The sequence below is a fragment of the Streptomyces sp. NPDC090119 genome, from assembly GCF_044747085.1.
Classification (GTDB): Bacteria; Actinomycetota; Actinomycetes; order Streptomycetales; family Streptomycetaceae; genus Streptomyces.
In genome coordinates this window covers 943,336-969,960 of sequence record NZ_JBIVDK010000003.1, presented here as the reverse complement: position 1 = coordinate 969,960, position 26,625 = coordinate 943,336, and the positions used below count along the sequence as shown (strand labels likewise).

The window sequence follows — 26,625 nt, the reverse complement described above, 5'->3', positions numbered from 1 at the left end:
GGCACCACACGCGCCCCCTTGAGCCCAGCCCCCGCCCCCGCCCCCGCTCCGCCCCGCCTCAGCCGCTGACGATCCGCCCCTCGACCTCCCCGAGACCGATCCGGCTCCCGTCCTTCCCCGGCGCCCAGGCCGTGAAGGTCACCACGTCGCCGTCCTCCAGGAACGCCCGCTTGCCGTCGGGGAGTTCGAGGGGGTCGCGGCCGTTCCAGGTCAGCTCCAGCAGCGAGCCGCGCTGCCGCTCGGCCGGGCCGCTGACCGTGCCGGAGGCGTACAGGTCGCCGGTGCGCAGCGAGGCGCCGTTCACCGTGAGGTGGGCGAGCTGCTGGGCGCCGGTCCAGTACATGGTGGAGAAGGGCGGCTCGGCCACCACCTGGCCGTTGATCGCGACGGAGATCCGCAGGTCGTAGCCGCCGGGCTCGACGCCGGGGGCGGAGTCGTCGAGGTAGGGCAGCAGCGGGTGGGTGCGCTCGGGCGGGGCCACCCGAGCGTCCTCCAGCGCGGCGAGCGGGGTGATCCACGCCGAGACGGAGGTGGCGAAGGACTTGCCGAGGAAGGGGCCGAGCGGGACGTACTCCCACGCCTGGATGTCCCGCGCCGACCAGTCGTTCAGCAGGCAGAGTCCGAAGACGTGGTCCCGGAACCCGGTCAGCGGCACCGGGGTGCCCTGCGCGGAGGGCACGCCCACCACGAAGCCGACCTCCGCCTCGATGTCCAGCCGGATCGAGGGCCCGAAGACCGGCGCCGGGTCGGCGGGGGCCTTGCGCTGGCCGGAGGGGCGGACGACATCGGTGCCGGAGACCACGATCGTGCCCGCCCGTCCGTGGTAACCGATGGGCAGGTGCTTCCAGTTGGGGGTGAGCGGGTCGGGGGAGTCGGGGCGGAAGATCTGTCCGACGTTCCGGGCGTGGTGCTCGGAGGCGTAGAAGTCGACGTAGTCGGCGACCTCGAACGGCAGATGCAGGGCGACCTGCGACAGCTCGTGGAAGTGCGGCTCCACGGCGGCCCGGTGCGGGGGCTGGGTGACCCACTCGGTGAGCGCCTCGCGTACCTCGGACCAGACAGCGGGCCCGGCGGCCAGCAGCGGGTTGAGGGGCGGCGCGGTGAGGAGGTCCGCGTGCGGGAAGTCCAGCGCGGTGGCGGCCGCTCCCGCGTCCAGGACATGGTCGCCGAGCCGGACACCGACCCGGCGATCACTGCTGCCGGAGGGCGAGAACACGCCATACGGCAGGTTGTGCGGTCCGAAGGGGTCGCCCTCGGGAACGTCGAACGGTGGCACGGGGGGCATGGGGTGCTGCCTCACTCTCATCCGCTTCTGCCTGGGTTGATGATCCATGGCGTCGGGCCACACGTTACGGCCGGAGGCGGTGTGTTGGGCAGGGTGCGGCGGCTGATGGGGGCCGTGTCTAAAGAGTTCGCAATGTCCGAGTAGTGCTTGTCGGAGGGATGTGTTCCGGCTTAGCGTCCTTCGGGGGACACGGACGGGGTGGGTCCGGTCCAAAAGGGGGACACGTGGGGGGACCCGTGGCCGGAGGACGCTTTGGCGCGCCCATCGAGGCGGACCGCGAAGTGCCGGGCCTGATCGTCAAGTTCGGCGGATATCCGCTGCATCACGGCGGTGTCGGCGCGATCCGCAGCCTCGGTCGGCTGGGTGTGCCGATGTACGCCATCACCGAGGACCCGTACACACCGGCCGCCGCGTCCCGCTATCTGGAGCGGGCGTTCGTCTGGCCGACGACCGGCGCCGAGGAACCGGCCCACCTGGTCGAGGGGTTACGGAGGATCGGCCGCCGCATCGGCCGCCCGGCCGTCCTGATCCCGACCGACGAGGAGGCGGCCGTCCTCATCGCCGAGCACCAGGACGAGCTGTCCGGCGCCTTCCTGTTCCCGCGCGTCGACCCGGCCCTGCCGAGGCGGCTGGCCAGCAAGCAGGGGCTGCACGAACTGTGCGAGGAGCACGGCATCGCCACCCCGGCCACCGTCTTCCCGACCTCGTACGACCAGGTCGTGGCCTTCGCGGACGAGGCGCTGTTCCCGGTGGTGGCCAAGAACCGCGAGGCGTTCGTCCGGCGCAGCCGGCCCGCCGTGGGCGGCACCACCCGGATCGGCACCCGCGCCGGACTGCTCGCCCTGGCCCGTGACTGGGGCGACGACCCCGGCGTGATCCTCCAGGAGTACCTGCCGAGGGAGGCGGCCGAGGACTGGATCGTGCACGCCTGCTTCGACGCGGACGCGAACCCGCTCGCCGTCTTCACCGGCGTCAAGGTCCGCTCCTGGCCCCCGCACGCGGGCATGACCGCCCACGCGTACGTCGTCGACAACCCCGAACTCGCCGACCTGGCGACGAGGTTCGTGAAGCAGCTCGGCTTCGCCGGGGTCGTCGACCTCGACCTGCGCTTCGACCGCCGCGACGGCCAGTACAAGCTGCTGGACTTCAACCCCCGGATGGGCGCCCAGTTCCGGCTCTTCGAGAGCGAGGCGGGCGTGGACGTCGTACGGGCCCTGCATCTGCACCTCACCGGCCGGGCCGTCCCCGAGAGCGAGCAGCGGGCCGGGCGGCGGTTCGTCGTGGAGAACATCGACCTGCCCGCCCTGCTCGCCTACCGGCGCAGCGGCTACACCACCCCGTCCGCCCCGGCGCGGGCCGAGGGCACGGAGCTGGCGTGGTTCGCGGGCGACGACCCGATGCCGTTCCTCACGATGCTCGCCCGCTTCGGCCGCCCCGGCGCGAAGCACCTCTACCAGCTCTGGCGGACCAGCCGCCGCGGCGGCACTCCGCACTCCACGAAGTAGGCAAGGCCACGCACGTGGCGCACCGCGTCCTGGGAGGGACTTCGTGATCCGACCGGTTGCAGTCATCGGGGCCGGGCCGTACGGCCTGTCCACCGCCGCCCATCTGCGGGCGCGCGGCATCCCCGTACGCGTCTTCGGTGACCCCATGGTCAGCTGGCGCGCGCACATGCCGGAGGGGATGCTGCTGAAATCCACCCCGGCCGCCTCGAACTTCGACTGCCCGCAGCCCGGCCACACCCTCGCCGACTACTGCGACGCGGCGGGCGTCCGGCGCCTGGTCACCGACGAGGACATCGTCCCGGCGGAGACCTTCATCGCCTACGGGGAGTGGTTCCGGCAGCGGCTGGTGCCGGACCTGGAGCAGGTCCGGGTGGTGTCGGTGGAGCGGGGGCGGCCCGGCGGGTTCGAGCTGAAGCTCGACTCGGGGGAGCAGTTCGCCGCCCGTGCCGTGGTGGTCGCCACCGGTCTCACCGGCTTCGCCCACCTGCCCGCCGAGCTGGCCGGGGCGGCGCTGGGCGGGCCCGCGCTGGTCTCGCACAGCTCCCAGCACCACGACCTCGGCCGGTTCGCGGGCAAGGAGCTGATCGTGGTCGGCGCCGGACAGTCCGCGCTGGAGACCGCCGCCCTGGCCGCCGAGGCGGGCGCGCGCGTCCGGGTCGTCTCGCGCGGCCGGGGGAAGGTCGCCTTCGGCGCGCCGCCCTGGAAGCAGCCCCGGTTCCGGCCCGAGTCGCCGTTCGGCCGCGCCTGGTCGCTGTGGGCGCTCAGCTACCACGCCGACCCCTACCGCTACCTGCCCGAGGCCACCCGGCACCTGCTGGTCCGCCGGGTGCTCGGTCCGCTCGGCGCCTGGTGGCTGCGGGACCGCTTCGAGGGCCGGGTGCGGGTGACGGAGGTGGCGCGGGTGGTGTCCGCCGAGGCGGTGGACGGCGCGCCGGTGCTGACCGTGCGTACCCACGGCGGGCGCACCGACCGGCTCACCGCCGACCACGTCATCGCGGCCACCGGCTATCGGGTCGACCTGGGCGCGCTGGACTTCCTCGGCCCCGGCCTGCGCACCGGCCTCGCGGCCACCCGGGGCGCCCCGCGCCTCGGCCCCGGCTACGTCTCCTCGCTGCCCGGCCTGTACTTCACCGGACTGCCCGCGGCGGCGTCGTACGGGCCGGTGATGCGCTTCGTGTGCGGTACGGAATTCGCCTCCCCGCGACTGGCGAAGCACCTGGCGGCGGCACACGGCGCGCGGAGCTGAGCGGGACGTCAACTCCGGTGCGCGCGGGGTGAGTCGGGGGGACCCGCGGTCCGTATTCTCTGATCATGGCCGCACCCCTCCTTCCCGCCCCGCTCTCCCGTCCCGCGCTCATCGCCACCGACCTGGACGGGACGCTGCTGCGCGGCGACGACACGGTCTCCGCCAGGTCGCTCGCCGCGCTCGCGGGGGCGGCCCGCGCCGGTGCCCGGCACCTGGTGGTCACGGGCCGTCCCGCGCCCCGCGTACGCCCCCTGCTGGCCGCGCTCGGCGGTGCGGGGCTCGCGGTGTGCGCGCAGGGCGCCCAGGTCTACGACGACGCCACCGGCACCCTGCTGTGGTCGGTCCAGCTCGACCGGGAGCTGGCCGAGACCGCGCTCGGCAAGATCGAGGCGGAGGTGGGCCAGGTGCACGCGGCCGTCGACCAGGACGGCGTGGACGGGCTCACCCTGATCGAGCCCGGCTACCGGATGCCGCACCCGACCCTGCCCGCCGTACGGGTGGAGCGGCGCGCGGAGCTGTGGCGCGCGCCGATCAGCAAGGTGCTGCTGCGCCACCCCGGCCTGTCCGACGACGAACTGGCGGCCACGGCCCGCGCGGTCGTCGGCTCGCTGGCCACGGTCACCATGTCGGGCCCCGGCACGGTCGAGCTGCAGCCGTGCGGGATCACCAAGGCGACCGGTCTCGCGCTGGCCGCCGAGCACCTGGGCCTCGCCCGCCGGGACACGGTGGCCTTCGGTGACATGCCGAACGACATCCCGATGTTCCAGTGGGCGGCGCACGGCGTCGCCATGGCGGGCGCCCACCCGGAGCTGAAGGCGGTGGCCGACGAGGTCACCCTCTCCAACGAGGACGACGGGGTGGCCGTCGTCCTGGAGCGGCTCTACGCCCCCTGACGCCGAGGCCCCCGCCGTACGCGCGAGGCGTGCGACGGGGGCGCGGTGCGAAGGCCGTGCGGCCGGTCCTTCTAGTACGGGCCGTTGACGTTGTCGATCGAGCCGTAGCGGTGGAACGCGTAGTTGCAGGCGGCGGTGATGTTGGCGACCGGGTTGTACGGGTCGAAGGAGGTGCCGGCCACGTGGTAGGTGGCGAAGGTGGGGTCGATCACCTGGAGCAGGCCCTTGGACGGGGTGCCCTTGATGGCGTTGATGTCCCAGTTGTTGATGGCCAGCGGGTTGCCCGAGGACTCGCGCATCACGTTGCGGTGGATGCCGTTGTAGGTGCCCGGGATGCCCTTCTCGGCCATGATCGCCAGGGACTGGCGGATCCAGCCGTCGAGGTTGTTCGGGTACACGGCGGAGGCGGCGGCGGGCTTGGCGGCCGGGGCGGCGGAGGCGCTGGTGGCGCCGATGAGGGGGAGCGCGAACATCGCGGCACCGGTACCGGTGACGGCGAGCGTGCGGACGATGCGCTTGGTGCGGGCACGGCGCGGCTGAGCAACAGCAGACATGTCGAAGTTCCTCTCCGTCGCCTGCGAGGTGAGCTGTCGGGTTCGGGCGGGGAGGTGCCCGGCCGCGTCGTCCCCGGTGCCCGTCGGACACCGGGGACGATTTCGGCTTCACCCCGAGCCGTTCCGGCGCGACATGGGTCGCACCGGTCCGGCGGCTTACCTGGGTCCCCCGCTCCTGCCGTACGAATGAGTTCGTGAGTGGGTGTGTCAGGCGCGGCAGGATTCGGCGTTCGCCTGACAGGGCGGGAACGTATGCGACCGCACATGTCCGGAACAAGTACCGGATTCACCCGAAGTACTAGTTGACCTTGATCTGTCCCAAATGGCCCACTTGATCCTTTGCGGTCGCCAATCCCCAACTTCCGTACCGGGCACGGTAAGAAGGGGGTGAGAGGCGGGTTCGTGGGGGTAGGTGCGAGGGGGTGGCCCGCGTGAGCCAACTCACGGAATCGCAAAATACGCAAAATCAGACATGGGGGATTATGTGGATTTGGGCCGTCTGTGGGTTTTAGGGAGTGTCGGTCCCCCGGGAGCGGAACCTCTGGGGCACTCCCGTTCGTTGGACCGGCATGCACCTCGGAGTGCCGGATCGTCCGACCGACTCCCCTCATATCGACTCTTGTCCGCCCATCCAGGACATGACGGACGAAAACCGATACCTCGTGAGCTGGACCGGTGGGTGCGATCGGTGATCCAAAGAGGACCGGATACGCTGACTTGACTGATGGCAGCGACCTATCGACAAGCCGTGAAGTCGCCAGCAGACACCAGCAGACAGGAGAACCTCGTGACCGTCGTCGGGCCGTTCGGGCTGAGCGTGCGGGACCAGGCACTGGAAGCCGATGTCCAGGCCGGACTGGCGGCTGTCGAGGCGGGCCTGCTAGAGGCCACCAAGAGCGAGGTCCCCTTCATCACCGGCTCCGCCCAGCATCTGGTGCGGGCCGGGGGCAAGCGGTTCCGTCCGCTGCTCGTGCTGCTGTCCGCCCAGTTCGGCGACCGGCACGCCCCGCGCATCGTGCCCTCCGCCGTCGTCGTCGAGCTGACCCACCTGGCCACGCTCTACCACGACGACGTCATGGACGAGGCGGCCGTGCGGCGCGGCGTGGACAGCGCCAACACCCGCTGGGGCAACTCCGTCGCGGTGCTCACCGGTGACTTCCTCTTCGCCCGCGCCACGCAGATACTCGCCGATCTCGGCCCCGAGGCCGTCCGCGTCCAGGCCCTCGCCTTCGAGCGCCTCGTCACCGGCCAGATACTGGAGACCGCGGGTCCCCAGGACGGCCGCGACCCCGTCGAGCACTACCTCGACGTGCTCTCCGGCAAGACCGGCTCCTTGGTCGCCGTGTCCTGCCGGTTCGGCGCCATGATGTCCGGCGCCGACGAGAGCGTCATCGACGTGCTCACCCAGTACGGCGAGCGCCTCGGTGTCGCCTTCCAGCTCGCCGACGACGTGCTGGACATCGCCTCCGACTCCGACGAGTCCGGCAAGACCCCCGGCACCGACCTGCGCGAGGGCGTCCCGACGCTGCCCGTGCTGCGGCTGCGCGAGCGCGCCGCCCGGCTCGGCGACCCCGCCGACCTCGCGCTGTGCGAGCTGCTGGACTCCGACCTCACCGACGACGCCCGGCTCGCCGAGGCGCTCACCGCGCTGCGCGCCCACCCCGCGCTGGACCAGGCCCGCCGTGACGCGGTGCGGTACGCGGAGGAGGCCCGCGCGGCCCTCGCCCCGCTGAAGGACTGCACCGCCAAGTCGGCGCTGATCGAGCTGTGCGACGCCGTGGTGCACCGGGCGGGCTAGCACTCCATGGGCGCTCGTGCGACCCCTACGGGTCGGTGCGGGCGCCCGGTGCGTACGTCATACCGCAGGTGTACGCCGAGTTGGCTCCGTGGGCTGACGCCGTAGGACTGCCGAGTTGGTGTGATGGGAACCAGGGAAACCACCACTCCTCACCGATCCGGGTGAGAATGGCGGCTCAGGTGGAACCCATAGAGCGCAGCCGCCGCCGACGACGGAGGTAAGGCAGACATGGCACCGTACGAATCCGACCACGTGACCGGCACCGGCCCCGACGAGGACCCGCGTACCGGCCGCCGCAAGGCCGCCCGGTACGTCGTGCCCGTCGCGGTGGTGGGTGTCGCGGCCGCCACCATCGGACTGGTCCCGGCGCTCGCCGCCTCCGGCGACCCGGACCTGCCGAAGATCACCGCGCAGCAGCTCGTCGAGAAGATCGCCAAGTCCGACGTCCAGCGGATGTCCGGCACCGTCAAGGTCAGCACCGACCTCGGCCTGCCCGACCTCGGCAGCCTCCAGGGCACCATGGGCTCCGGCCAGGACGGCGACGGTTCCTCCGCCGACCCGCGGACCAAGCTCACCGAGCTGACCTCCGGCACCCACACCCTGCGGGTGGCCGCCGACGGCCCCGAGAAGCAGAAGGTCTCGCTGCTGGAGCGCGACGCCGAGTACAGCCTCATCCACAACGCCAAGGACGTGTGGGGCTACGACAGCGCGAGCAACGAGGTCTTCCACACCACCGACCAGCACTCCGGCGAGAAGGGCGACAAGCGCGGCCACCAGCCGTCCGCCACGCCCGACGACTTCGCCAAGGAGGCCCTGAAGTCGGTCGACGACACCACCTCGGTCACCGTCGACGGCACCACCCGGATCGCCGGCCGCGACGCCTACCAGCTGGTGATCAAGCCCAAGCAGGCCGGTTCCACCGTCCGGGACGTCACCATCGGCGTCGACGCCAAGACCGGGCTGCCGCTGAAGTTCACCCTCGCCCCGAAGAGCGGCGGCGCCCCCGTCCTCGACGCGGGCTTCACCAAGGTCTCCTTCGCCGCGCCGCCCGCCTCCACCTTCGACTTCCGCCCGCCCAAGGGCGCGAAGGTCACCGAGGAGAAGCCCGGCAAGGACGACCGGCGGGAGCACGCCCCCGACTTCGGCGGGCAGTTCGCGCCGGGCGACCTGAGCGGCGCCGACACCATCGGCGAGGGCTGGACCACCATCGCCAAGTTCGACACCGGCGCCAAGGGCGACAAGACCTCCCAGCAGGGCGGCGGCGCGATGGGTGGCTTCCTCGGCTCGCTGGGCGACCCGGTCTCCGGCGACTTCGGCAAGGGCACCGTCTTCTCCACCCGCCTGGTCAACGCCCTGATCACCGACGACGGCAAGGTCTACGCGGGCGCCGTCACCAAGGACGCCCTGGTCAAGGCGGCCGACGCGGACAAGTAGCCCGCCCGCTTCAGCCGCCCGACATCCGAAGGGGACCGATGGAGCCACCGTCCGCCACCGGAGGCGAGGCCGCGCCGGTCATCGCCACGCGCGGCCTCACCAAGCGGTTCCGGGGCGGACAGCTCGCCGTGGACGGTCTGGACCTGACCGTCCCGGCGGGCAGCGTCTTCGGCTTCCTCGGCCCCAACGGCTCCGGCAAGACCACCACCATCCGCATGCTGATGGGCCTGATCGACCCGACCTCGGGCACCGCACACGTCCTGGGCCGCCCCATGCCGGGCGCCACCCGGACCGTACTGCCCGAGGTCGGCGCCCTCATCGAGGGCCCCGCGCTCTACGGCTTCCTCTCCGGCCGGGACAACCTGCTGCGCTACGACGCCGCCGACCCGGCCGCCGACCCCCGCACCCGGCGCGCCCGCACCGCCGCCGCGCTGGAGCGGGTGGGGCTCGCCGCGGCCGGGGGCAAGAAGGCGAAGGCGTACTCGCTCGGCATGAAGCAGCGCCTCGGTCTGGCCGCCGCCCTGCTCCGGCCGCGCCGTCTGCTCGTGCTGGACGAGCCCACCAACGGTCTCGACCCGCAGGGCATGCGCGAGATCCGCGGCCTGATCCGCGAACTGGCCGCCGACGGCACCACCGTCTTCCTCTCCTCCCACCTCCTCGACGAGATCGAGCAGGTCTGCACCCACGCGGCGGTGATGGCCCGCGGCCGCCTGGTGATCCAGGGCGCGGTGGCCGACCTGTCCGCCGGGGCGCGCGGCAGGCTCGCCGTGACCACCCCGGACCCGGCCGACGCGGCCCGGGTGCTCAAGGAGCAGGGCGTCACCGACCTCGCGGTGACCGGCGAGACGGTCACCGGGGAACCGCCCGCCCGCGACCTCGCCGAAGTGAACGCGGCCCTGGTCGCGGCAGGCGTGCGGGTACGGGGGTTCACGCTGGAACGGGCCTCGCTGGAGGACGCGTTCGTGGCACTGACCGGAGAGGGCTTCGATGTCGCGGGCTGAGACCACGTACCCCGCCGTGCCCCGGCCGCTGTGGACCTTCGGGCTGCTGCGCAGCGAGCTGGTGACCACCCTGCGCCGCTGGCGCACTTTGGTGCTGCTCGCGGTGCTGGCGGCGGTGCCGGTGCTGATCGGGATCGCGGTGCGGGTCGAGACGGGCGGCGGCGGGGACCCGGACCGGGGCGGCGGGGGGCCCGCCTTCATCGCGCAGGTCACCAACAACGGCCTGTTCCTGGTCTTCACCGCGCTCGCGGCGACCCTGCCGTTCTTCCTGCCGATGGCGGTCGGGGTGATCGCCGGGGACGCGGTGGCGGGGGAGGCGGGCGCGGGCACGCTGCGCTATCTGCTGGTCGCCCCGGCGGGCCGGACCCGGCTGCTGCTGACCAAGTACGCGACCGTGCTGGCCTTCTGCCTGCTGGCCACCCTGGTCGTCGCGGTGTCCGCGCTGGCCGTGGGCGCGCTGCTGTTCCCGCTCGGCGAGGTCACGACCATCTCCGGCACCCGGATCGGCTTCGGCGAGGGCCTGCTCCGGGCGCTGCTGATCGCCCTGGCCGTGGCGGCCTCGCTGATCGGGGTGGCGGCGCTCGGGCTGTTCGTGTCGACGCTGACCAACAGCGGGATCGCGGCGATGGCCACCACCGTGGGGCTGCTGATCACGGTCCAGATCCTCGACCAGATCCCCCAGCTGCACGCCATCCAGCCGTACCTGTTCTCCCACTACTGGCTGTCCTTCGCCGACCTCCAGCGTGACCCGGTCCTCTGGGACGACCTCCGCCGCAACCTGGTCCTCCAGGGGATCTACGCGGCGGTCTTCGGCACGGCGGCGTGGGCGCGGTTCTCGGCGAAGGACATCACGGCCTAGCCGTTGGGGAAGCGGGCGAGGGGGGTCTCGCCCGTGAAGAAGGTCTTCGCGCGGGTCAGTGCCTCGGTGTCGTTCCGTACGTCGCCGGGGCCGCTGCCGTTGCCCAGCAGCACCCCGCCGAAGCGCATCTTCAGGTAGGCGGCCGAGTTGTTCAGGCTGCCGATCAGGGGCTCGGCGACCGAGGGGTCCCGGTCCGCGAGCGCGGTCACGCCCCACAGGGTCCGGCCGGCCATCGCGTCCTTGAAGCCGACCTCGGGAATGCGCAGCCAGCCCGACCAGTGGTCCAGGTACCGCTTGGTGAGGCTGGAGAGGGAGTACCAGTACAGCGGCGAGGCGATCACGATGTCCGTGGCGGCGAGCGTGGCCTCCAGCAGCATCCCGGCGGGGGTGTCGGCGGCGGGGCGTACGTGGTCGCTGTCGTGCCGCAGGTCCTCGGCCTCGGGCAGCGGCAGCCCGGCCAGCCTGATCCACTCCTGCTCGACGCCCTCGGGCAGCTGCTCGGCGGCGGCGCGGGCGAGGAACTCGGTGTTGCCCTCGGTGCGGGCGCTGCCCAGGACGAAGAGAAAACGACGGCTCATGAGGACCCCAGGGACGAGAGAAGTTTAATCCGCATGCATCTTATGCACATGCAACCATCTTCCCGCAAGGGTGGCTGGTGCGAGGCTGTGACGTCGTGGTGACCCGCGAAGCGCGGCGGACGGCGAGACTGGTCATCAGGAGGCGTACGACCGGAAAGCGGCGCCAGGGGAGTGGGGGAAAATCGGATGTCCCGACTGAGCTTCGAGAAGCGGCGCGGGGACCGGACGGTCCAGGTCCGCGTCTCGGCCACCGGCGCGGCGTCGGTCGCGGGCACCCCGGTCCTCCCGGCTCCGGACGAGGACATCCACGACGCCGTGCTCAGCCACCTCCAGCACCTGGCCACGGCCCACGGCACGCCGATACGGGCCACCATCCACGACGACGCGGCGGGCTGCCTGGTCCCGCTGGAGATCTCGCCCGACGGCGCGACCCGGGTGACGGGCACCCCGACCCGGCTGCCCGCGGCGCCGGGGACCGTGCAGCCGCCCCGGGGGGTCTTCGGGCCGCCGCCGGTCATGGGGGGTGCGCCCACGGCGGGGCGGATACCCGGGACCACGAAGCACCGGACCATCAACTACAAGAAGCAGAAGCCCGGTTCGGGACCTGAGGCCGCGCCCGCTCCCGAGCCGGGACCCGAACTCGTCCTCGGCCCCGAGCCGACCCCGGAGGCCGCCCCCCAGCCGGACCCCGAGCCCATCCCGCCGAGCCGCTTCGACGCCATCGCGGAGGAGATGCTCGCGGAGGCCCCCGTGGCGGAGACGCCCGACGGGGCCGAGGTGTGGACGACGGCGCTGGGACGCGTCGGGGACGCCGTACGGGACGGAGAGGTCGAGCGGGCCGCCGAACTGGCGAGCCGGGCGGTGGCCGACGCGTCCGGCGTGCTGGGCCCCCGGCACCCCGAGGTGCTGCATCTGCGCGAACTGTGCGCGTACATCGCGTACTTGACCGGTGACCCGGCCCGCGCCTTCGACCTCTCGCTGGACCTGGCCCGCAAGCGCGCCGAGTCGGGCGACCCGGCGGCGGCCTACGGCAACGTACGCAGCGCGGCGACCGCCTGGCGCTCGGTGGGCGACGCGGAGCAGGCGCTCCGGATGGGCCGGGACCTGATCGAGGTTTGGACCGCGCTCGCGGCGAAGCCCGGTCCGGCCGCCGCCGACCCCCGCCCCCTGGAGTCGGCCCACACCCGGATGACCCGGCTGACCGCCCGCGCGGCGGCGGCCGACGCGTGAGGTCGGCTCACTTCAGGGCCGTGCCCTCGCAGCTCTCCGCGACCCGCACCACGCCGAGGATCACGGGGTAGTCGGTGATCTGCTGATTCGGCCCCGGCCGGGTCCGGCAGATCTTCCACTCCGTCGGGTCGTCCACCGAACGCCCCTTCCCGCTCACGTCCTTGAGGGTCACCTCGGTGTCGGGGCCCATCTGCTCGACGGCACGCCCGGCGTTGCCGCCGATGATGTCCATCATGGTGGCGGTGACCGGCTGGGGGTTGGCGGACTTCGAGCGGGCAGGGGTGGCCGACGTGGCCGTCGGCCGGGGGTCCGGTGCGGACGCCCCGGCGCAGGCGCTGAGCGAGGCCAGCAGGGCGACGGCCAGGACGGGTCTCAGGAACTCACGGATGGTCATGCCCCTGTCTACTACTGGACGCAGAACTCGTTCCCCTCGGGGTCGGCCAGTACGGTCCACGACCCCCCGGGCTCACTGACCTCACGCAGCACGGTCGCCCCCAGCGCGGTCAGCCGCGCCACCTCGTCCTTCCGCCGCTCCGGACCGGCGTGCAGATCGAGATGCAGCCGGTTCTTCCCACCCTTCGCCTCCGGCACCCGCTGAAACAACACCCGCCGCCCCAGCCCGGTCCCCATCTCCGGGTCGTACGGGTCATCGGGATGCCGCACCGCCACCAGATCCCGGAACGCCGGCCGCCCGTGATACTCCACGGTCGCCTCCCCGGCCAACGCCCCCACCGCCAACAGCCGCTCGATCAACGCACTGTTGTCCTCGGGCTCATAGTGCAGCGCGGCACCCCAGAAGTCGGCCTGCGCATGCGGGTCGACCGCGTCGACCACAACCTTCCAGTGCAGCGGCTCGGACCGCGATGAAGAAGTCGTCATGCAGCCCTTTATAGGGCCGCCGCCCGTCCCACATGGCGAGTTACCCCACTTCCGCGCGCCTAGGTCGTGTCTCTCGTGATGGTCACGTCGACCCGCTCGTGGTCACCGGGGTCGGTAGGCGGTGGCCAGCACGGAGACAGTGACCTGATCGAGCGGGACGCCGCCATCGTCGAGGTCTGCAGGGCTCATGTGGCGTGCACTCGGCGTCATCCCAGCCAGATCCAGGGCATCCAGCTTGGTCAAGGGGACGGAGTACTCCACCTGCTCGGTGACGAGGGCCTCGAAGAGAGGGTTGAGCGCTCGGTGCAGGCGCTGTTCCTTGGTCGGGTCGATCGTGACCATTGCAGGCATCTGGCTACGCAGCTCGGCCAGGTGCCGACCGGTGGGCCGAATCACGATCAGTCGACCGGTTGGGCGCAGGACGCGGTGGAATTCGGTCGGGTTTCGGGGGGCGAACACGTTCAGCACGACATCGGCCGCCTCGTCGGCCAGCGGAAAAGGACGGAAGACGTCCCAGGCCACCGCGGCAGCTCGGTCGTGGGTACGGGCTGCCGAGCGCAGTGCGCGCACCGATGTGTCCAGCCCCAGACCGCGGGCGCCGGCCAGCTGGTCGAGTACGCCGGCCAGGTAGTAGCCCGTGCCGCACCCCACGTCCACCACCGTGCCGTGCTCGGACACAGCAGCGGCCGCCAGGCGGGCCCCGACTTCGCGGATGGGCGCGTAGGCGCCGGTGGACAGAAACCGTTCCCGGGCCTGAACCATGGCCGTGTCATCGCCACTGATGGCGCGGGTGCCCGTCAGCAGGCCGGCATAGCCGTGCCGGGCGATGTCGAAGGTATGGCCCACCGGGCAACGCAGTGCACCGTGGTCGGGGTGCAGTCGGCGGGTACGGCATGTCGGGCAACGCAGCAGGTCGAGGGAGAGATCGAGGGCAGGGGGAAGCGGCACAGGCACGAGGCACTCCTGGCAAGGGGTGAAGGGAAGGGATCGTGCCTGCGCAGTCAGAGCGTCACTGCCGGAGAAAGGAACGGGCAACATCGGGACGCGGTTCGCGTGGCAGGCACAGCCAGGAGGGCGACGCCGTCCGGCGTCGCCCTCAGCGCCTTCCCATCACAGGAAGCAGCAGTGCGGGGTGCTCATGAATGCCACGTCGTCAGTCTAGGAGTACGGCGGAGACCTTCAGGTGTCCGTGCGCAATAGGAGTGGGGAGACACGATCTAGATGCGTAGCCCGACCACACGTGCGTAGGCCACACCCCGCGTGACCTCACTGAGCCGGTAACCCGGGGGCAGCGGCGCCTGCGAGGTTGCCGCGAACGGCAGGTACCGGATCAACCGGTCGGCGCGTTGTGCGAGGTGCGGCACAGCGGCGTCCCCCATGACCAGCACGGAGCGCGCGCCCGTTTCGCCGAGCACCCTCAGCACGTGCCCGGCATCGCCCTCCAGCGGACGGTCCGGAACCCGAAAGGCCCCGGCCCCATGGCTCCCCCGCCGCCCCTCCTCGACATGGCCCCCGGCCCGCACCACGAGATCGTGTGACTGCCGCAGCAGATCGGCCTCAGTGGACAGGGCCTCACTGTCCGGCCCTTGGAGCCACGTGATGAACGGCCGCTCAAGGGTCAGTGAAGCCAGCCAAGGCCCAAGCACCAGCAGGGCTTCCTCCGCGAGCACCCCCTGCTCGACCTCCACCCCGGCCTCCCGCAGCAGCGCGGCCCCACCTTCCCCACGCGAGGTCGGGTCCATCACGGCGATGACGACGCGTGCCACCCCCGCCTCGATCAACGCCTCCCGGCACGGTGGAGTACGCCCATAGTGATTACACGGCTCCAGGGTGACCACGGCAGTCCCACCGAGCGCCCTGTCACCAGCCACCGCAAGCGCGTTGACCTCGGCATGAGCCTCCCCCTTGCGCAGGTGGAATCCCTCGCCGACTACCCGCCCACCCCGATCCAGGACCACGCACCCCACGGGCGGATTGGGACTGGCGGACCCCAACCCCTGAGCCGAGACAACGATCGCCCGCCGCATGGCCTCCAGCTCCCACGCCTCCACCTCAGGGAACCCGCCCTTCCTCGAATCGCTCGAACAGGCCGGAAACGGCACGTGCGTCATGCGCTGCTCCGAGTGAATTCACCGCGGCCACCGCTTCGTTCAGCGTGCGCTTCGAGCCTGTCCCGTTCGCGATGTCCAGTGCCACACCCGCTGCTTCAGCGGCTTGATCGTATTGCCGGACACCCGCGTAGGCCATCGCCAGCCGAGCCTGCACCAGTCCCCGGTCTCGCTGGTAGGCGTCCGGCAGGCTGCTGAGCCCGGTCTCGAAGAGGGGCGCCGCCCGGTCCGGTCGGCCCAAGGTGAGCCAGCAGGTCGCCCGTTGGACCTCGATGTAGCTCGCCGTGCAGAAGTCCCCATGCCCCGACCGTGCGTCCCCCTTGGTCTCGGGCGATGCGGCGAACCCATGCGCTTCATCGAGGCAGCGCTGACTGGCGACCTCGGCACCTCCCAACGCGTGCCCGTGTGCCTCCTGTTGCAGAGCTGCTGCCCGCACGGGTGCGGGGTGAGCGGCCGCATCACGCTGAACAGCTCGAGCGAGTCCGATGGTCTGCGCCGCCTTTTTCAGCGTGGTCGCCTGCTGGCTCCTGCGGAACAAGGTCCAGATCGTCATGGTTTCCTCGCCGGACTCCATCGCCCACTCCATGGCTTGGCCCGTCCATGTGACGGCCTGCGGCAGATCGGCCAGGTCTTCATGCAGCCACGCGGCGGATTCCGCGTATCGCGCCGCGAGTCTCAGTACCTCCAGCCGTTGAGTCCCCTTCGCGTGCTCGAGCAGGGATTCGAGAATGCCTAATTGCTGATGTACAGAAGCGAGGGCGTGTCCGGGACCGAAGATGTTGTCGGCGCGGACCAGCGAATGCCACATCTCCCGCAGATGTTCCACGGCAGCCTCGATACGCGTTCCGTCGCGCCTCGGGGCCGCGAAATCCCGCGCACGTGTGGGCGGAAGAGTAGGGAGAACCACCCCTGCCGCACCGGTGATCAAGGTCCGCCGACTGATGGGCACCACATGCCTCCGGCCCTCGACCGTCACCGTGACCAGGAGTACGTCGGGGGAGTCGGCACCCAGTGGCCCGTCGCTCAGCGGTTTCGGAGCACGCTCCCAGGGACGCGCCGGAAGCCCCAGCATCGCACCGGGAATACCGAACGCGTCGGCCACACGTTCCATGACCCCCTGTCCGCGAATGCCGCGCACCCCGCGCACGATGTCGCTCACCCGTGAAGTCGTCATCCTGCCGACGGCTGACGCGATCACCGCGTAACTGGAGCCGGTGCGCCTGTTGACCAGACGGAAGATCTCCTGGAAATCGCGTTCCGCACAGGCGCGGCGCATGACGTCGCTGTGGAGGAGAGCGTCAGGAATGGTCAGCGCATAGCCGTCGCGCTGTGCCGAGCGGTCTTCCATGAACTCCCCCGCGGAGACGGAAGTGATTTCTTCGACACAGTAGCCATCACCCGACGGCGGGGTTCCCCAAACAGGGAGGCGGGGTTCCCCATTCGTCGTTCCCAGGTATCTCCCCGCTGGCAGAAGCTCTCCATCGAAGCGTTCCACGTGCGGATTACCAGGAGGCTGACGCCAGTGACCGACACTACGACCGGAGCCGGTTCGGCAGGTGCTGACACCGACGCACGGCAGTGGGAGTACACGACCTACGCGCCGACCGGGGAGACGTGCCCCGGCTGCGGGCAGCCCATCCAGAGCCTCGAAGCCTGCCGACGGGGGATGCTCGCCCGCCGTGACACTGCTCCCCTGGTCGCCTACTGGCACTTCGCCTGCGCCATGCGGAAGAGGGCATGAATCCGCCGCCTGCCCACCCGGTCCAGGGTGCTCGCCGCGATCCGCGCCTCAGGTCGGCCGGTAGACCCCGTCCGGGCTTTCCCCCGCCCAAGCCGCGTACTCCTCGAAGCCCAGGTTGCCGAGGCTCAGGTTGGCGTGGATGTCGGGGATGCCGGTCGGGGTGGTGCGGAAGGTGGGGCCGTGCTCGGTCAGGTGGGCGTAGTCCTCGGCGTCCTCGCAGTCCTCGGGGGTCAGGGTGGTGAGCGAGGAGGGCGGGGGGATCGGAGCGCATCGTGGTGGTGTCCGCTAGGAAGACGACGCTCAGGTCGTCGGCGTCGCGGGTCGCCCGCAGGACGTCGTCGACGGTCGCCCCGGACCACGCGAGGTCGTCGACGACGTGGACGTGGTCGGGCAGCATCGCCACCACGGCCCGCCATGCCTGCTCGTCGGCGTAGTCGGTCCTGATGACCACCGCGTCGAAATCGCCGCGTCCGGCGAGGCGCTCAGACATCCACCGCGTCCACCGCAGCCGCGGCCGGGTCCGTCCGGCGGGACATCGCCACCACCCGGGCCCGGCGCGCGGAACGCATCGCGTCCCAGGTCAGGAGCACCAGTGCCAGCCAGACCAGGGCGAAGCCCGCCCAGCGCTCCGGGGGCATGGCTTCGTGGAAGTAGAGGATGCCCAGGAGGAACTGGAAGACGGGGGCCAGGTACTGGAGGAGGCCGAGGGTGGAGAGGGGGACGCGGATCGCGGCGGCGCCGAAGCAGACCAGGGGGAGGGCCGTCACGATGCCGGTGGAGGCGAGGAGGGTGGCGTGGGCGGGGCCCTCCGTGGCGAAGGAGAGGTCGCCGTGGGTGCCGAGCCAGATCAGGTAGGCGAGGGCCGGGAGGAACTGGATTGCCGTCTCGGCGGCCAGGGACTCCACTCCGCCCAGGTTGACCTTCTTCTTCACCAGGCCGTACGTCGCGAAGGAGACCGCGAGGCAGAGGGAGATCCACGGGGGCTGTCCGTACCCCACGGTCAGTACGATCACCGCCGCGAAGCCGACACCGACCGCCGCCCACTGCACCGGCCGCAGCCGTTCCTTCAGCAGCAGCACGCCCAGCGCGATCGTCATCAGCGGATTGATGAAGTACCCGAGGGACGCCTCCACCACGTGACCGGAGTTCACGGCCCAGATGTAGACGCCCCAGTTCACGGTGATGACGGCGGCGGCCACCGCGATCAGGCCCAGCTTCCGCGGCTGACGCAGCAGCTCGCCCGCCCAGGCCCAGCGCCGCACGAAGAGCAGCGCGACGCCGACGAAGACCAGCGACCACACCATCCGGTGGGCCAGGATCTCCATGGGCCCCGCGGGCTTCAGCAGCGGCCAGAAGAGGGGGACGAGCCCCCACATCCCGTACGCCGCGATGCCGTTCAGCAGCCCTATTCGGTGTTCACCCTTGGACGTCCCGGCCACGGGCTCCTCCTTCTCGCGATCCGCCACGCGAGAACGAAGGTAACGCCGCCCCACCCCGCCTGTCATGCCCGTATCGCCATACGGTCATGACCAGAGGGGAGGGGCGGCGCGCACCCGGAACGGCTCAGCCCTGCTGCGCCTTCAGGCCCTCCTCCACCGCCACCGCGAGCGGGGTGGTGGGACGGCCGATCAGGCGGGACAGGTCCCCGCCCGGCACGACCAGCTCGCCCCGCGCGATCGACGCGTCCACGCCGACCAGCATCTCCGCGAGCGCGTCCGGCAGACCCGCGCCCGCCAGGATGCCCTTGAGGGTCTCCCCGGAGACGGGCTGGTAGGTGATCGTGCGCCCGGTCCGCGCGCTCAGCTCGGCCGCGTACTCGTCGAAGCCCCACGCCACGTCGCCGCCCAGCTCGTACGTGGTGTTCTCGTGGCCCTCGCCGGTCAGCACGGCGACCGCCGCGGCGGCGTAGTCGGCGCGGGCGGCCGAGGAGACGCGGCCCTCGCCCGCCGCCGTGACCACCGCGTCGTGGGCGAGCACGGGGGCCAGGTTCTCGGTGTAGTTCTCGTGGTACCAGCCGTTGCGCAGCAGCGAGTACGGCAGCCCGGAGCCGAGCAGCGCCTGCTCCGTGGCCCGGTGGTCGTCGGCCAGCGTCGCGGTCAGGGTGCCCGGCGCGCTGGTGTACGCGAGCAGCGCCACGCCCGCCGCCTTCGCCGCGTCGATGACGACCTGGTGCTGGGCGACCCGGCCCTTCTCGAACTCGTTGCCCGAGATCAGTAGCACCTTGTCGCCTGCCGAGAAGAGGCCGTCGAAGGTCTCGGGGGTGTTGTAGTCGGCGACGGCGAGCCGCACACCGCGCGCGGCGAACTCGGCACCCTTCGCCTCGTCCCGTACGACGGCGGTGATCTGCTCGGCGGGCACCCGCTCCAGCAGCTGGGCGATGACGTGGCGGCCGAGCTGTCCGGTGGCTCCGGTGACGACGATGCTCATGAGGTCTCTCCTAAGGGGGAACGTCGGGGTATGTCACTAACCCTAGGAGGTGCGCTAACCAAACGACAGTACCCACTTTCAAGTAAGGTACTGCTATGACGGTAAGCAATGAGGTCAGCGACGCCCTGTGCCCGCAAAGACTGGTGCTGGAGCATGTGACGAGCCGCTGGGGCACGCTCGTCCTCATCGAGCTGCTGGACCGCTCCTACCGGTTCGGGGAGCTGCGGCGCGCGGTCGGCCGCTGGGGTGGGCGCGAGGTCAGCGAGAAGATGCTCACCCAGACCCTCCAGACCCTGGAGCGCGACGGCCTGGTCCACCGGGACGCCAAGCCGGTCATCCCGCCCCGCGTCGACTACTCCCTCACCGACCTCGGCCGCGAGGCCGCCGAGCAGGTCAGGGCGCTGGCCCAGTGGACCGAGGACCGGCTGGAACAGGTGGAGAAGGCCCGCCGCGTATACGACGAGGCCCGGGAGGCACGCTCCCGGGCCTCGTAGAACACCAAGCAGACCTCAGCCGACGACCGTCCAGCTGTCCCCGCCCGCCAGCAGCGTGGCCAGATCGCCCTTGCCCTGCTGCTCGACCGCGCTGTCCAGCTGCTCGGACATCAGGCTGTCGTAGACCGGCCGGTCCACCGCCCGGAACACCCCGATCGGGGTGTGGTGCAGGGTGTCCGGGTCGGCCAGCCGGGACAGCGCGAAGGCGGTGGTGGGGGAGGCCGCGTGCGCGTCGTGGACCAGCAGGTCCGCCTCGTTGTCCGGGGTCACGGTCACCACCGTCAGATCCCCGGTCCGGTCCCGTACGACACCGCGCGAGCCGTCCGCGCCGAACCGCACCGGCTGCCCGTGCTCCAGCCGGATCAGCGCCTCCTCGGCCCGCTGCTTGTCCTTGAGGGCGTCGAAGGCACCGTCGTTGAAGATGTTGCAGTTCTGGTAGATCTCGATCAGCGCGGTGCCCGGGTGGTCGGCGGCCGCCCGCAGCACCTCGGTCAGATGCTTGCGGTCGGAGTCGATGGTCCGGGCGACGAACGACGCCTCCGCGCCCAGCGCCAGCGACACCGGGTTGAAGGGCGCGTCCAGCGACCCCATCGGCGTCGACTTGGTGATCTTGCCGAGTTCGGAGGTCGGGGAGTACTGGCCCTTGGTGAGGCCGTAGATCCGGTTGTTGAACAGCAGGATCTTCAGGTTCACATTGCGGCGCAGCGCGTGGATCAGATGGTTGCCGCCGATCGACAGGGCGTCCCCGTCACCGGTGACCACCCACACCGACAGGTCCCGCCGCGAGGACGCGAGCCCCGTCGCGATGGCCGGGGCGCGGCCGTGGATGGAGTGCATCCCGTAGGTGTTCATGTAGTACGGGAAGCGGGACGAGCAGCCGATGCCCGAGACGAAGACGATGTTCTCCCGTGCCAGCCCCAGTTCCGGCATGAACCCCTGCACGGCCGCGAGGATCGCGTAGTCCCCGCAGCCGGGGCACCAGCGGACCTCCTGGTCGGACTTGAAGTCCTTCATCGACTGCTTGCCCTCGGCCTTGGGCACCAGCTGGAGCAGCTCGCGTGCGGAGTCAGTCATCGATGGCCTCCTTGAGCGCGGTGGCGAGCTGTTCCGCCTTGAACGGCATGCCGTTGACCTGGTTGAACGAGCGGGCGTCGACCAGGTACTTCGCCCGGATCAGGGTGGCCAGCTGCCCCAGGTTCATCTCCGGGACCACCACCTTGTCGTACCCCTTCAGCACCTCGCCGAGGTTGGCCGGGAAGGGGTTGAGGTGCCGCAGATGCGCCTGCGCGATGGACTCGCCCGCCGCGCGCAGCCGCCGTACCGCCGCCGTGATCGGGCCGTACGTCGAACCCCAGCCGAGCACCAGCGTCCGGGCGCCGTCCGGGTCGTCGACCTCGATCTCGGGGACGTCGATGCCGTCGATCTTGGCCTGCCGGGTGCGGACCATCAGGTCGTGGTTGGCCGGGTCGTAGGAGATGTTGCCCGTGCCGTCCTGCTTCTCGATGCCACCGATGCGGTGCTCCAGACCCGGCGTGCCCGGCACCGCCCAAGGGCGGGCCAGCGTGCGCGGGTCCCGCTTGTACGGCCAGAAGACCTCGGTGCCGTCCTCCAGCGTGTGGTTCGGCCCTTGCGCGAACTGCACCTGGAGGTCGGGGAGTTCGTCCAGTTCCGGGATGCGCCAGGGCTCGGAGCCGTTGGCCAGGTAGCCGTCGGAGAGCAGGAACACCGGGGTGCGGTAGGTGACCGCGATCCGAGCCGCCTCCAGCGCCGCGTCGAAGCAGTCGGCCGGGGTGCGCGGGGCCACCACCGGGACCGGCGCCTCGCCGTTGCGCCCGTACATCGCCTGCAGCAGGTCGGCCTGCTCGGTCTTGGTCGGCAGACCCGTCGACGGCCCGCCGCGCTGGATGTCGATCACCAGCAGCGGCAGCTCCAGCGACACCGCCAGCCCGATCGTCTCGCTCTTCAGCGCCACCCCCGGCCCGGACGTCGTCGTCACCGCGAGCGAACCGCCGAACGCCGCGCCCAGCGCCGCGCCGATGCCCGCGATCTCGTCCTCCGCCTGGAAGGTCCGCACACCGAAGTTCTTGTGCTTCGACAGCTCGTGCAGGATGTCGGAGGCCGGGGTGATCGGGTACGAGCCCAGGAACAGCGGCAGATCCGCCTGCCGGGACGCGGCGATCAGACCGTAGGCCAGGGCCAGGTTCCCGGAGATGTTGCGGTAGACCCCGGGCGGGAACGCCCGCGCGGCCGGGGCCACCTCGTAGGAGACGGCGAAGTCCTCCGTCGTCTCGCCGAAGTTCCAGCCCGCCCGGAACGCGGCCACGTTGGCCGCCGCGATGTCCGGCTTCTTGGCGAACTTGGTGGTCAGGAACTTCTCGGTGGCCTCGGTGGGCCGGTGGTACATCCAGCTCAGCAGCCCCAGCGCGAACATGTTCTTGCTGCGCTCGGCCTCCTTGCGGGACAGGTCGAACTCCTTCAGCGCCTCGACCGTGAGCGTGGTCAGCGGCACCGGGTGCAGGTGATAGCCGTCGAGCGAGCCGTCGTCCAGCGGGGAGTCGGCATACCCCACCTTGGCCAGCGCGCGCTTGGTGAACTCGTCGGTGTTGACGATGATCTCGGCGCCGCGCGGCAGATCGCCGACGTTGGCCTTCAGCGCGGCCGGGTTCATGGCGACCAGCACGTTCGGCGCGTCGCCCGGGGTCAGGATGTCGTGGTCGGCGAAGTGGAGCTGGAAAGAGGAGACGCCGGGCAGGGTGCCGGCGGGCGCGCGGATCTCGGCGGGGAAGTTGGGAAGGGTGGAGAGGTCGTTGCCGAAGGACGCGGTCTCCGAGGTGAACCGGTCCCCGGTGAGCTGCATACCGTCACCGGAGTCCCCCGCGAACCGGATGATCACCCGGTTCAGGCGCCGCACGTCCTTCGCTCCGCCCGGTCTGCGCTGGTCTCGTACGGCGTGCTCGTCGGCCTGCTCCGCTGGGCTGCTGACCTGACTGGTCACTGAACTGGACCTCCTTCGAGGCGGCCGTCCGGGGGCGGTCTTCCCCCGGACCAATCCCAGGATCAACCCTACGTCGCTTAGGGTCGGCTTCCGAGGATCGCTGCGTATCTCCCGTTATATGGACTTGCTGCGCCGCCCAGTCTCGGTGCCGTCACGAGTTCAGATAGGTCAGCACCGCCAGAACACGCCGGTGGTCTCCGTCGCTCGGGGTCAGACCGAGCTTCATGAAGATGTTGCTGACGTGCTTCTCCACCGCGCCGTCGCTCACCACGAGCTGCCGGGCCACGGCCGAGTTGGTCCGCCCCTCCGCCATCAGCCCCAGCACCTCACGCTCGCGCGGGGTCAGCGCCGCCAGCACGTCCTGCTTGCGGCTGCGGCCCAGCAGCTGCGCCACCACCTCGGGGTCCAGCGCCGTACCGCCCGAGGCGACCCGCTCCACCGCGGCGACGAACTCGCGCACGTCCGCGACCCGGTCCTTCAGCAGATACCCGACACCCCGGCTGGAACCGGCCAGCAGTTCGGTGGCGTACCGCTCCTCCACGTACTGCGACAGCACCAGCACCCCGAGCTCCGGATGGCGGCCGCGCAGCTCCACGGCGGCCCGCACCCCTTCGTCGGTGTGCGTCGGCGGCATCCGCACGTCCGCCACCACCACGTCCGGCAGCTCGTCCCGCCCGGCCAGCTCCGCGATGGTGGCGAGCAGCGCCTCCGCGTCCGCGACCCCGGCCACCACCTCATGACCGAGGTCGGTCAGCAGCCGGGTCAGCCCCTCCCTGAGCAGCACCGAGTCCTCGGCGATGACCACACGCACCTTGTTCTCCACGATTCCCCGAGCCCCCACACGCCTGCCGACAAGGAGGCCCAGCATTCCAGCTTCGTCAGGCGCGCCAGGGCAGTTCCGCGGTCACGGTGGTCGGTCCGCCGGGCGGCGAGTCCACCACCAGGACCCCGTCGACGGCGCTGAGGCGTTCGGCCAGCCCCGCGAGGCCGGTGCCGCGACCGGCGTCCGCTCCGCCGATGCCGTCGTCCTTGACCTGGAGCTTGAGGTGGTGGGGGGTGTGCCGGAGGTCGAGGGTGGCGGTGTGGGCGTGGCTGTGTTTGCTGATGTTCTGGAGGAGTTCGCTGGCGGTGTAGTAGGTGATGCCTTCGATGGCGGGTGCGGGTCGGGTGGGGAGGTCGACGGTGAGGGTGACGGGGATGGTGCAGCGGGCGGCGATCGCGGAGAGGGCTGCGTCGAGTCCTCGGTCGGTGAGGATGGCGGGGTGGATGCCGCGGGCGAGGTCGCGGAGTTCTTTGAGGGCGGTTTTTGCTTCGCCGTGGGCTTCTTCGACCATGCGGGCGGCTGTTTCGGGGTCGTGGTGGAGTTTTTCCTTGGCGAGTCCGAGTCCCATGGCGAGGTTGACCAGGCGGGCCTGTGCCCCGTCGTGCAGGTCCCGTTCGATCCGGCGGAGGTCGGCGGCAGCGGTGTCGACGACGACACCCCGGTCCGACTCCAGCTCCTCCACGCGTGCCGTCAGCCGGGAGGGGCCGAGCAGCCCGCGCACCAGCAGCCCGTCCACCGAGGTGAGCCCCCGCAGCAGCCACGGAGTGACCAGCGTGAACACCAGCCCGATCAGCGCGGTCACGGTGATCTCGAAGGGGTTGTCCAGGTAGACGCTGTGGTGGTCGTCCCCGTAGAGCTGGATGCCGCCCTGCCCGGCCCACATCGGGAACACCCAGAACCACAGCGGGTACGTCAGCAGCGCCCAGCCGTACGTCCAGAAGCTGATCGCCAGCGAGAAGGAGAACACCGCCCACGGGAAGTGGACCAGCGCGTACACCAGGTGCCGCCAGGACGAGCCGCTCTTGAGCACCGCGCCGAGCCAGGGCAGGAGCCCCGGTCCGCTGGGCTCGAGCGGCTCCGGCGCGGCCACCCGCACCTTCAGCAGCGCCCCGGCCCGCGCCCGCTCCAGCGACCCGAAGCCCCGGCAGCCGACCAGGCCCAGCGCGAGGACCGGCACCCCGACGAAGGTCACCAGCAGCCCGGCGCCGAGCGAGATCACCGTGACCGCCCAGACGAACAGGGCGATGGCCACCGGCAGTCCGGTCAGCGCGTACCCCAGCTCCCGCCAAGTCCGCGCCTCCAGCGGCGCCCGCAGCGCGGCGGGGAGGCGGTGGCGGCCCCGCTCCTCCCGGTACGGCGTGTAGTGCGTGGCCATCGGTGTCCTTCCCCGTTCTCCTCGTGTGGGCTTGCCTGATCAGACTGCTGCTCGGGGCCCGGTGCGGACCATGGCGTGCGTCCCCGTCTCGATCAGGGGGTTTTCCCTACCGCCGGGCGCTGTGCTCGTCGTCGCGGTCCCGCCAGGGCAGCTCGGCGGTGATGACCGTCGGCCCGCCGGGCGGGGAGTCCACGACGAACACCCCGTCGACGGCGCTGAGACGTTCGGTGAGTCCGGCGAGTCCTGATCCGTGGGCGGGGTTGGCTCCGCCGATGCCGTCGTCCGTGACCTGGAGCTTGAGGTGGTGGGGGGTGTGCCGGAGGTCGAGGGTGGCGGTGTGGGCGTGGCTGTGTTTGCTGATGTTCTGGAGGAGTTCGCTGGCGGTGTAGTAGGTGATGCCTTCGATGGCGGGTGCGGGTCGGGTGGGGAGGTCGACGGTGAGGGTGACGGGGATGGTGCAGCGGGCGGCGATCGCGGAGAGGGCGGCGTCGAGTCCTCGGTCGGTGAGGATGGCGGGGTGGATGCCGCGGGCGAGGTCGCGGAGTTCTTTGAGGGCGGTTTTTGCTTCGCCGTGGGCTTCTTCGACCATGCGGGCGGCTGTTTCGGGGTCGTGGTGGAGTTTTTCCTTGGCGAGTCCGAGTCCCATGGCGAGGTTGACCAGGCGGGCCTGTGCCCCGTCGTGCAGGTCCCGTTCGATCCGGCGGAGGTCGGCGGCGGCGGTGTCGACGACGACACCCCGGTCCGACTCCAGCTCCGCTATCCGGCGCTCCAGCTCGTCCGACGGCGCCAGCAGCGCGCGGGCCAGCGCCCGGTCCACGTTCGCCAGACCCCGCGCCAGGTAACCCAGCACCGGCCACAGCACGAAGAGCGCGACCAGCATGGTGGAGAAGGTCAGCACGCCCCAGGGCAGCCGCATCAGGCCGTAGAGCATCGACCGCCAGCCCACCGGGTCGCTGAGCGCCAGCCACAGCCGCCGCACGAAGCTGCCGCTCCGGGCGAACGGCAGCGGCGACGGCTCCGGCACCCGCAGCCCGAGCAGCGCCCGGACCCGCGCCCGCTCCAGCCTGCCCAGCAGCCGGGCGCCCAGCAGGGAGCCCGCCAGCAGCGGCAGCCCGAGTACCGTGACGGTGAGGCCCCCGCTCACGGACAGCACGGTGACCGCGTAGACGAAGCCCACCACCGCCAGCGGCAGGTTCAGCAGGAGATGCGCGATCTCCTTCCAGGTGTGCGCGTCGAAGGCGAGCCGGGCGGGCGGCGGACGGCCGGTGTCACCGGCCGGTCCGGCGGCGGGAGCGGGAGCGGTCATGGCGGTCAGCCTGCCGTGCCCCGAGGCCCGTACGCCATGCGGTGGACCGCCTTCCGGCCCCTGGGGAAAACCCCACCCCCGGCCTCGCTGCGCG

Annotated in this window: 26 protein-coding genes, 1 pseudogene and 1 riboswitch; of the genes and pseudogenes, 10 read left to right on the top strand and 17 right to left on the bottom strand. The window is 71.3% G+C overall.

Features of this window, described 5'->3' with window-relative positions:
* Positions 1-58: 58 nt before the first annotated feature.
* Positions 59-1,276, bottom strand: coding sequence for a fumarylacetoacetase (fahA, locus tag ACIPPM_RS17280; protein WP_401448520.1), 1,218 nt, complete (start codon positions 1,274-1,276; stop codon positions 59-61).
* Positions 1,277-1,521: 245 nt separating this feature from the next.
* Between fahA and ACIPPM_RS17275 the strand changes: the two genes are divergently transcribed.
* The 3 genes from ACIPPM_RS17275 (at position 1,522) to ACIPPM_RS17265 (ending at position 4,929) form a co-directional block, all read left to right on the top strand.
* On the top strand, positions 1,522-2,790 hold the full coding sequence (locus tag ACIPPM_RS17275) for an ATP-grasp domain-containing protein (RefSeq protein WP_401448265.1): 1,269 nt from the start codon (positions 1,522-1,524) through the stop codon (positions 2,788-2,790).
* Between the two features lie 43 nt (positions 2,791-2,833).
* The gene (locus ACIPPM_RS17270) at positions 2,834-4,036 is read left to right on the top strand and encodes an NAD(P)-binding domain-containing protein (RefSeq protein WP_401448262.1); all 1,203 of its coding nucleotides are present in this window, start codon (positions 2,834-2,836) and stop codon (positions 4,034-4,036) included.
* Positions 4,037-4,101: 65 nt separating this feature from the next.
* A complete protein-coding gene (locus tag ACIPPM_RS17265; RefSeq protein WP_401448259.1) occupies positions 4,102-4,929 on the top strand; it encodes an HAD family hydrolase in 828 nt (275 codons plus the stop codon).
* A 71-nt stretch (positions 4,930-5,000) separates the two neighbouring features.
* On the opposite strand, the gene ACIPPM_RS17260 is transcribed toward ACIPPM_RS17265, so the two are convergent.
* A complete protein-coding gene (locus tag ACIPPM_RS17260) occupies positions 5,001-5,483 on the bottom strand; it encodes a transglycosylase SLT domain-containing protein (protein WP_401448256.1) in 483 nt (160 codons plus the stop codon).
* A gap of 3 nt (positions 5,484-5,486) precedes the next feature.
* Positions 5,487-5,722, bottom strand: a riboswitch (cyclic di-AMP (ydaO/yuaA leader).
* Positions 5,723-6,270: 548 nt separating this feature from the next.
* On the opposite strand from ACIPPM_RS17260, the gene ACIPPM_RS17255 reads away from it, so the two are divergent.
* The 4 genes from ACIPPM_RS17255 (at position 6,271) to ACIPPM_RS17240 (ending at position 10,575) form a co-directional block, all read left to right on the top strand.
* The gene (locus tag ACIPPM_RS17255) at positions 6,271-7,281 is read left to right on the top strand and encodes a polyprenyl synthetase family protein (protein ID WP_401448518.1); all 1,011 of its coding nucleotides are present in this window, start codon (positions 6,271-6,273) and stop codon (positions 7,279-7,281) included.
* 228 nt (positions 7,282-7,509) lie between these two features.
* Positions 7,510-8,715, top strand: a complete 1,206-nt coding sequence (locus tag ACIPPM_RS17250; RefSeq protein ID WP_401448254.1) for an outer membrane lipoprotein carrier protein LolA — start codon at positions 7,510-7,512, stop codon at positions 8,713-8,715.
* Between the two features lie 38 nt (positions 8,716-8,753).
* Entirely contained in the window at positions 8,754-9,716 is a 963-nt protein-coding gene (locus ACIPPM_RS17245) for an ABC transporter ATP-binding protein (protein ID WP_401448252.1), read from the top strand.
* Complete coding sequence (locus ACIPPM_RS17240; RefSeq protein ID WP_401448250.1) at positions 9,703-10,575, top strand: ABC transporter permease; 873 nt, start codon at positions 9,703-9,705, stop codon at positions 10,573-10,575. Before ACIPPM_RS17245 ends, ACIPPM_RS17240 begins: the two co-directional genes overlap by 14 nt.
* Here the strand turns inward: ACIPPM_RS17240 and ACIPPM_RS17235 are convergent.
* Complete coding sequence (locus tag ACIPPM_RS17235; protein WP_401448248.1) at positions 10,572-11,153, bottom strand: flavodoxin family protein; 582 nt, start codon at positions 11,151-11,153, stop codon at positions 10,572-10,574. The two genes, ACIPPM_RS17240 and ACIPPM_RS17235, sit on opposite strands and share 4 nt — an antisense overlap.
* A 186-nt stretch (positions 11,154-11,339) precedes the next feature.
* Between ACIPPM_RS17235 and ACIPPM_RS17230 the strand changes: the two genes are divergently transcribed.
* The gene (locus ACIPPM_RS17230) at positions 11,340-12,383 is read left to right on the top strand and encodes a hypothetical protein (RefSeq protein ID WP_401448245.1); all 1,044 of its coding nucleotides are present in this window, start codon (positions 11,340-11,342) and stop codon (positions 12,381-12,383) included.
* A gap of 7 nt (positions 12,384-12,390) precedes the next feature.
* Here the strand turns inward: ACIPPM_RS17230 and ACIPPM_RS17225 are convergent, their stop codons facing one another.
* The 5 genes from ACIPPM_RS17225 to ACIPPM_RS17205 all read right to left on the bottom strand — a co-directional run bounded on the left by ACIPPM_RS17225 (position 12,391) and on the right by ACIPPM_RS17205 (position 16,718).
* A complete protein-coding gene (locus ACIPPM_RS17225) occupies positions 12,391-12,777 on the bottom strand; it encodes a hypothetical protein (protein WP_401448243.1) in 387 nt (128 codons plus the stop codon).
* A gap of 11 nt (positions 12,778-12,788) precedes the next feature.
* On the bottom strand, positions 12,789-13,262 hold the full coding sequence (locus ACIPPM_RS17220) for a VOC family protein (protein ID WP_401448241.1): 474 nt from the start codon (positions 13,260-13,262) through the stop codon (positions 12,789-12,791).
* 102 nt (positions 13,263-13,364) lie between these two features.
* Positions 13,365-14,216 carry a methyltransferase domain-containing protein gene (locus ACIPPM_RS17215; RefSeq protein ID WP_401448238.1) on the bottom strand — a complete coding sequence of 284 codons (852 nt, stop codon included), beginning with the start codon at positions 14,214-14,216 and terminating at the stop codon, positions 13,365-13,367.
* Positions 14,217-14,479: 263 nt separating this feature from the next.
* The gene (gene ribD / locus ACIPPM_RS17210) at positions 14,480-15,373 is read right to left on the bottom strand and encodes a bifunctional diaminohydroxyphosphoribosylaminopyrimidine deaminase/5-amino-6-(5-phosphoribosylamino)uracil reductase RibD (protein WP_401448236.1); all 894 of its coding nucleotides are present in this window, start codon (positions 15,371-15,373) and stop codon (positions 14,480-14,482) included.
* Positions 15,315-16,718 carry a hypothetical protein gene (locus ACIPPM_RS17205; RefSeq protein WP_401448234.1) on the bottom strand — a complete coding sequence of 468 codons (1,404 nt, stop codon included), beginning with the start codon at positions 16,716-16,718 and terminating at the stop codon, positions 15,315-15,317. The genes ribD and ACIPPM_RS17205 overlap by 59 nt, the downstream gene beginning before the upstream one ends.
* A 174-nt stretch (positions 16,719-16,892) precedes the next feature.
* Here ACIPPM_RS17205 and ACIPPM_RS17200 point away from each other — a divergent pair, with 174 nt between their 5' ends.
* Positions 16,893-17,111 (top strand): hypothetical protein, encoded by a 219-nt coding sequence (locus ACIPPM_RS17200; RefSeq protein ID WP_401448526.1) that lies wholly within the window; start codon positions 16,893-16,895, stop codon positions 17,109-17,111.
* Positions 17,112-17,159: 48 nt separating this feature from the next.
* Here the strand turns inward: ACIPPM_RS17200 and ACIPPM_RS17195 are convergent, their stop codons facing one another.
* The 4 genes and pseudogenes from ACIPPM_RS17195 to ACIPPM_RS17180 all read right to left on the bottom strand — a co-directional run bounded on the left by ACIPPM_RS17195 (position 17,160) and on the right by ACIPPM_RS17180 (position 19,538).
* A complete protein-coding gene (locus tag ACIPPM_RS17195) occupies positions 17,160-17,240 on the bottom strand; it encodes a hypothetical protein (RefSeq protein ID WP_401448516.1) in 81 nt (26 codons plus the stop codon).
* A 166-nt stretch (positions 17,241-17,406) separates the two neighbouring features.
* Positions 17,407-17,508, bottom strand: a pseudogene (locus ACIPPM_RS17190) (hypothetical protein); the annotation flags it as partial.
* Between the two features lie 85 nt (positions 17,509-17,593).
* A complete protein-coding gene (gene rarD / locus ACIPPM_RS17185; RefSeq protein ID WP_401448232.1) occupies positions 17,594-18,550 on the bottom strand; it encodes an EamA family transporter RarD in 957 nt (318 codons plus the stop codon).
* A gap of 124 nt (positions 18,551-18,674) precedes the next feature.
* Positions 18,675-19,538, bottom strand: coding sequence for an SDR family oxidoreductase (locus ACIPPM_RS17180; RefSeq protein ID WP_401448230.1), 864 nt, complete (start codon positions 19,536-19,538; stop codon positions 18,675-18,677).
* 95 nt (positions 19,539-19,633) lie between these two features.
* Between ACIPPM_RS17180 and ACIPPM_RS17175 the strand changes: the two genes are divergently transcribed.
* The gene (locus ACIPPM_RS17175; RefSeq protein WP_401448227.1) at positions 19,634-20,032 is read left to right on the top strand and encodes a winged helix-turn-helix transcriptional regulator; all 399 of its coding nucleotides are present in this window, start codon (positions 19,634-19,636) and stop codon (positions 20,030-20,032) included.
* A 15-nt stretch (positions 20,033-20,047) separates the two neighbouring features.
* Here ACIPPM_RS17175 and ACIPPM_RS17170 read toward each other — a convergent pair whose 3' ends face one another.
* The 5 genes from ACIPPM_RS17170 to ACIPPM_RS17150 form a co-directional block, all read right to left on the bottom strand.
* A complete protein-coding gene (locus ACIPPM_RS17170; protein ID WP_401448225.1) occupies positions 20,048-21,106 on the bottom strand; it encodes a 2-oxoacid:ferredoxin oxidoreductase subunit beta in 1,059 nt (352 codons plus the stop codon).
* A complete protein-coding gene (locus ACIPPM_RS17165) occupies positions 21,099-23,027 on the bottom strand; it encodes a 2-oxoacid:acceptor oxidoreductase subunit alpha (RefSeq protein WP_401448223.1) in 1,929 nt (642 codons plus the stop codon). Before ACIPPM_RS17165 ends, ACIPPM_RS17170 begins: the two co-directional genes overlap by 8 nt.
* A 151-nt stretch (positions 23,028-23,178) precedes the next feature.
* Positions 23,179-23,838, bottom strand: coding sequence for a response regulator transcription factor (locus tag ACIPPM_RS17160; protein ID WP_279614292.1), 660 nt, complete (start codon positions 23,836-23,838; stop codon positions 23,179-23,181).
* Positions 23,839-23,905: 67 nt separating this feature from the next.
* Complete coding sequence (locus ACIPPM_RS17155) at positions 23,906-25,225, bottom strand: sensor histidine kinase (RefSeq protein ID WP_401448221.1); 1,320 nt, start codon at positions 25,223-25,225, stop codon at positions 23,906-23,908.
* 106 nt (positions 25,226-25,331) lie between these two features.
* The gene (locus ACIPPM_RS17150) at positions 25,332-26,531 is read right to left on the bottom strand and encodes a sensor histidine kinase (RefSeq protein WP_401448219.1); all 1,200 of its coding nucleotides are present in this window, start codon (positions 26,529-26,531) and stop codon (positions 25,332-25,334) included.
* Between the last annotated feature and the right edge of the window lie 94 nt (positions 26,532-26,625).

What these genes read in the sequence shown, in the direction of transcription:
- ACIPPM_RS17260 (WP_401448256.1), bottom strand. Translation starts at nt 5,483, where the DNA reads ATGTCTGCTGTTGCTCAGCCGCGCCGTGCCCGCACCAAGCGCATCGTC.
- ACIPPM_RS17220 (WP_401448241.1), bottom strand. Translation starts at nt 13,262, where the DNA reads ATGACGACTTCTTCATCGCGGTCCGAGCCGCTGCACTGGAAGGTTGTG.
- ACIPPM_RS17150 (WP_401448219.1), bottom strand. Translation starts at nt 26,531, where the DNA reads ATGACCGCTCCCGCTCCCGCCGCCGGACCGGCCGGTGACACCGGCCGT.
- ACIPPM_RS17175 (WP_401448227.1), top strand. Translation starts at nt 19,634, where the DNA reads ATGACGGTAAGCAATGAGGTCAGCGACGCCCTGTGCCCGCAAAGACTG.
- ACIPPM_RS17155 (WP_401448221.1), bottom strand. Translation starts at nt 25,225, where the DNA reads ATGGCCACGCACTACACGCCGTACCGGGAGGAGCGGGGCCGCCACCGC.
- ACIPPM_RS17205 (WP_401448234.1), bottom strand. Translation starts at nt 16,718, where the DNA reads ATGGAAGACCGCTCGGCACAGCGCGACGGCTATGCGCTGACCATTCCT.
- ACIPPM_RS17235 (WP_401448248.1), bottom strand. Translation starts at nt 11,153, where the DNA reads ATGAGCCGTCGTTTTCTCTTCGTCCTGGGCAGCGCCCGCACCGAGGGC.
- ACIPPM_RS17225 (WP_401448243.1), bottom strand. Translation starts at nt 12,777, where the DNA reads ATGACCATCCGTGAGTTCCTGAGACCCGTCCTGGCCGTCGCCCTGCTG.
- ACIPPM_RS17170 (WP_401448225.1), bottom strand. Translation starts at nt 21,106, where the DNA reads ATGACTGACTCCGCACGCGAGCTGCTCCAGCTGGTGCCCAAGGCCGAG.
- ACIPPM_RS17265 (WP_401448259.1), top strand. Translation starts at nt 4,102, where the DNA reads ATGGCCGCACCCCTCCTTCCCGCCCCGCTCTCCCGTCCCGCGCTCATC.
- ribD (WP_401448236.1), bottom strand. Translation starts at nt 15,373, where the DNA reads ATGACGCACGTGCCGTTTCCGGCCTGTTCGAGCGATTCGAGGAAGGGC.
- ACIPPM_RS17245 (WP_401448252.1), top strand. Translation starts at nt 8,754, where the DNA reads ATGGAGCCACCGTCCGCCACCGGAGGCGAGGCCGCGCCGGTCATCGCC.
- ACIPPM_RS17230 (WP_401448245.1), top strand. Translation starts at nt 11,340, where the DNA reads ATGTCCCGACTGAGCTTCGAGAAGCGGCGCGGGGACCGGACGGTCCAG.
- ACIPPM_RS17240 (WP_401448250.1), top strand. Translation starts at nt 9,703, where the DNA reads ATGTCGCGGGCTGAGACCACGTACCCCGCCGTGCCCCGGCCGCTGTGG.
- ACIPPM_RS17180 (WP_401448230.1), bottom strand. Translation starts at nt 19,538, where the DNA reads ATGAGCATCGTCGTCACCGGAGCCACCGGACAGCTCGGCCGCCACGTC.
- ACIPPM_RS17250 (WP_401448254.1), top strand. Translation starts at nt 7,510, where the DNA reads ATGGCACCGTACGAATCCGACCACGTGACCGGCACCGGCCCCGACGAG.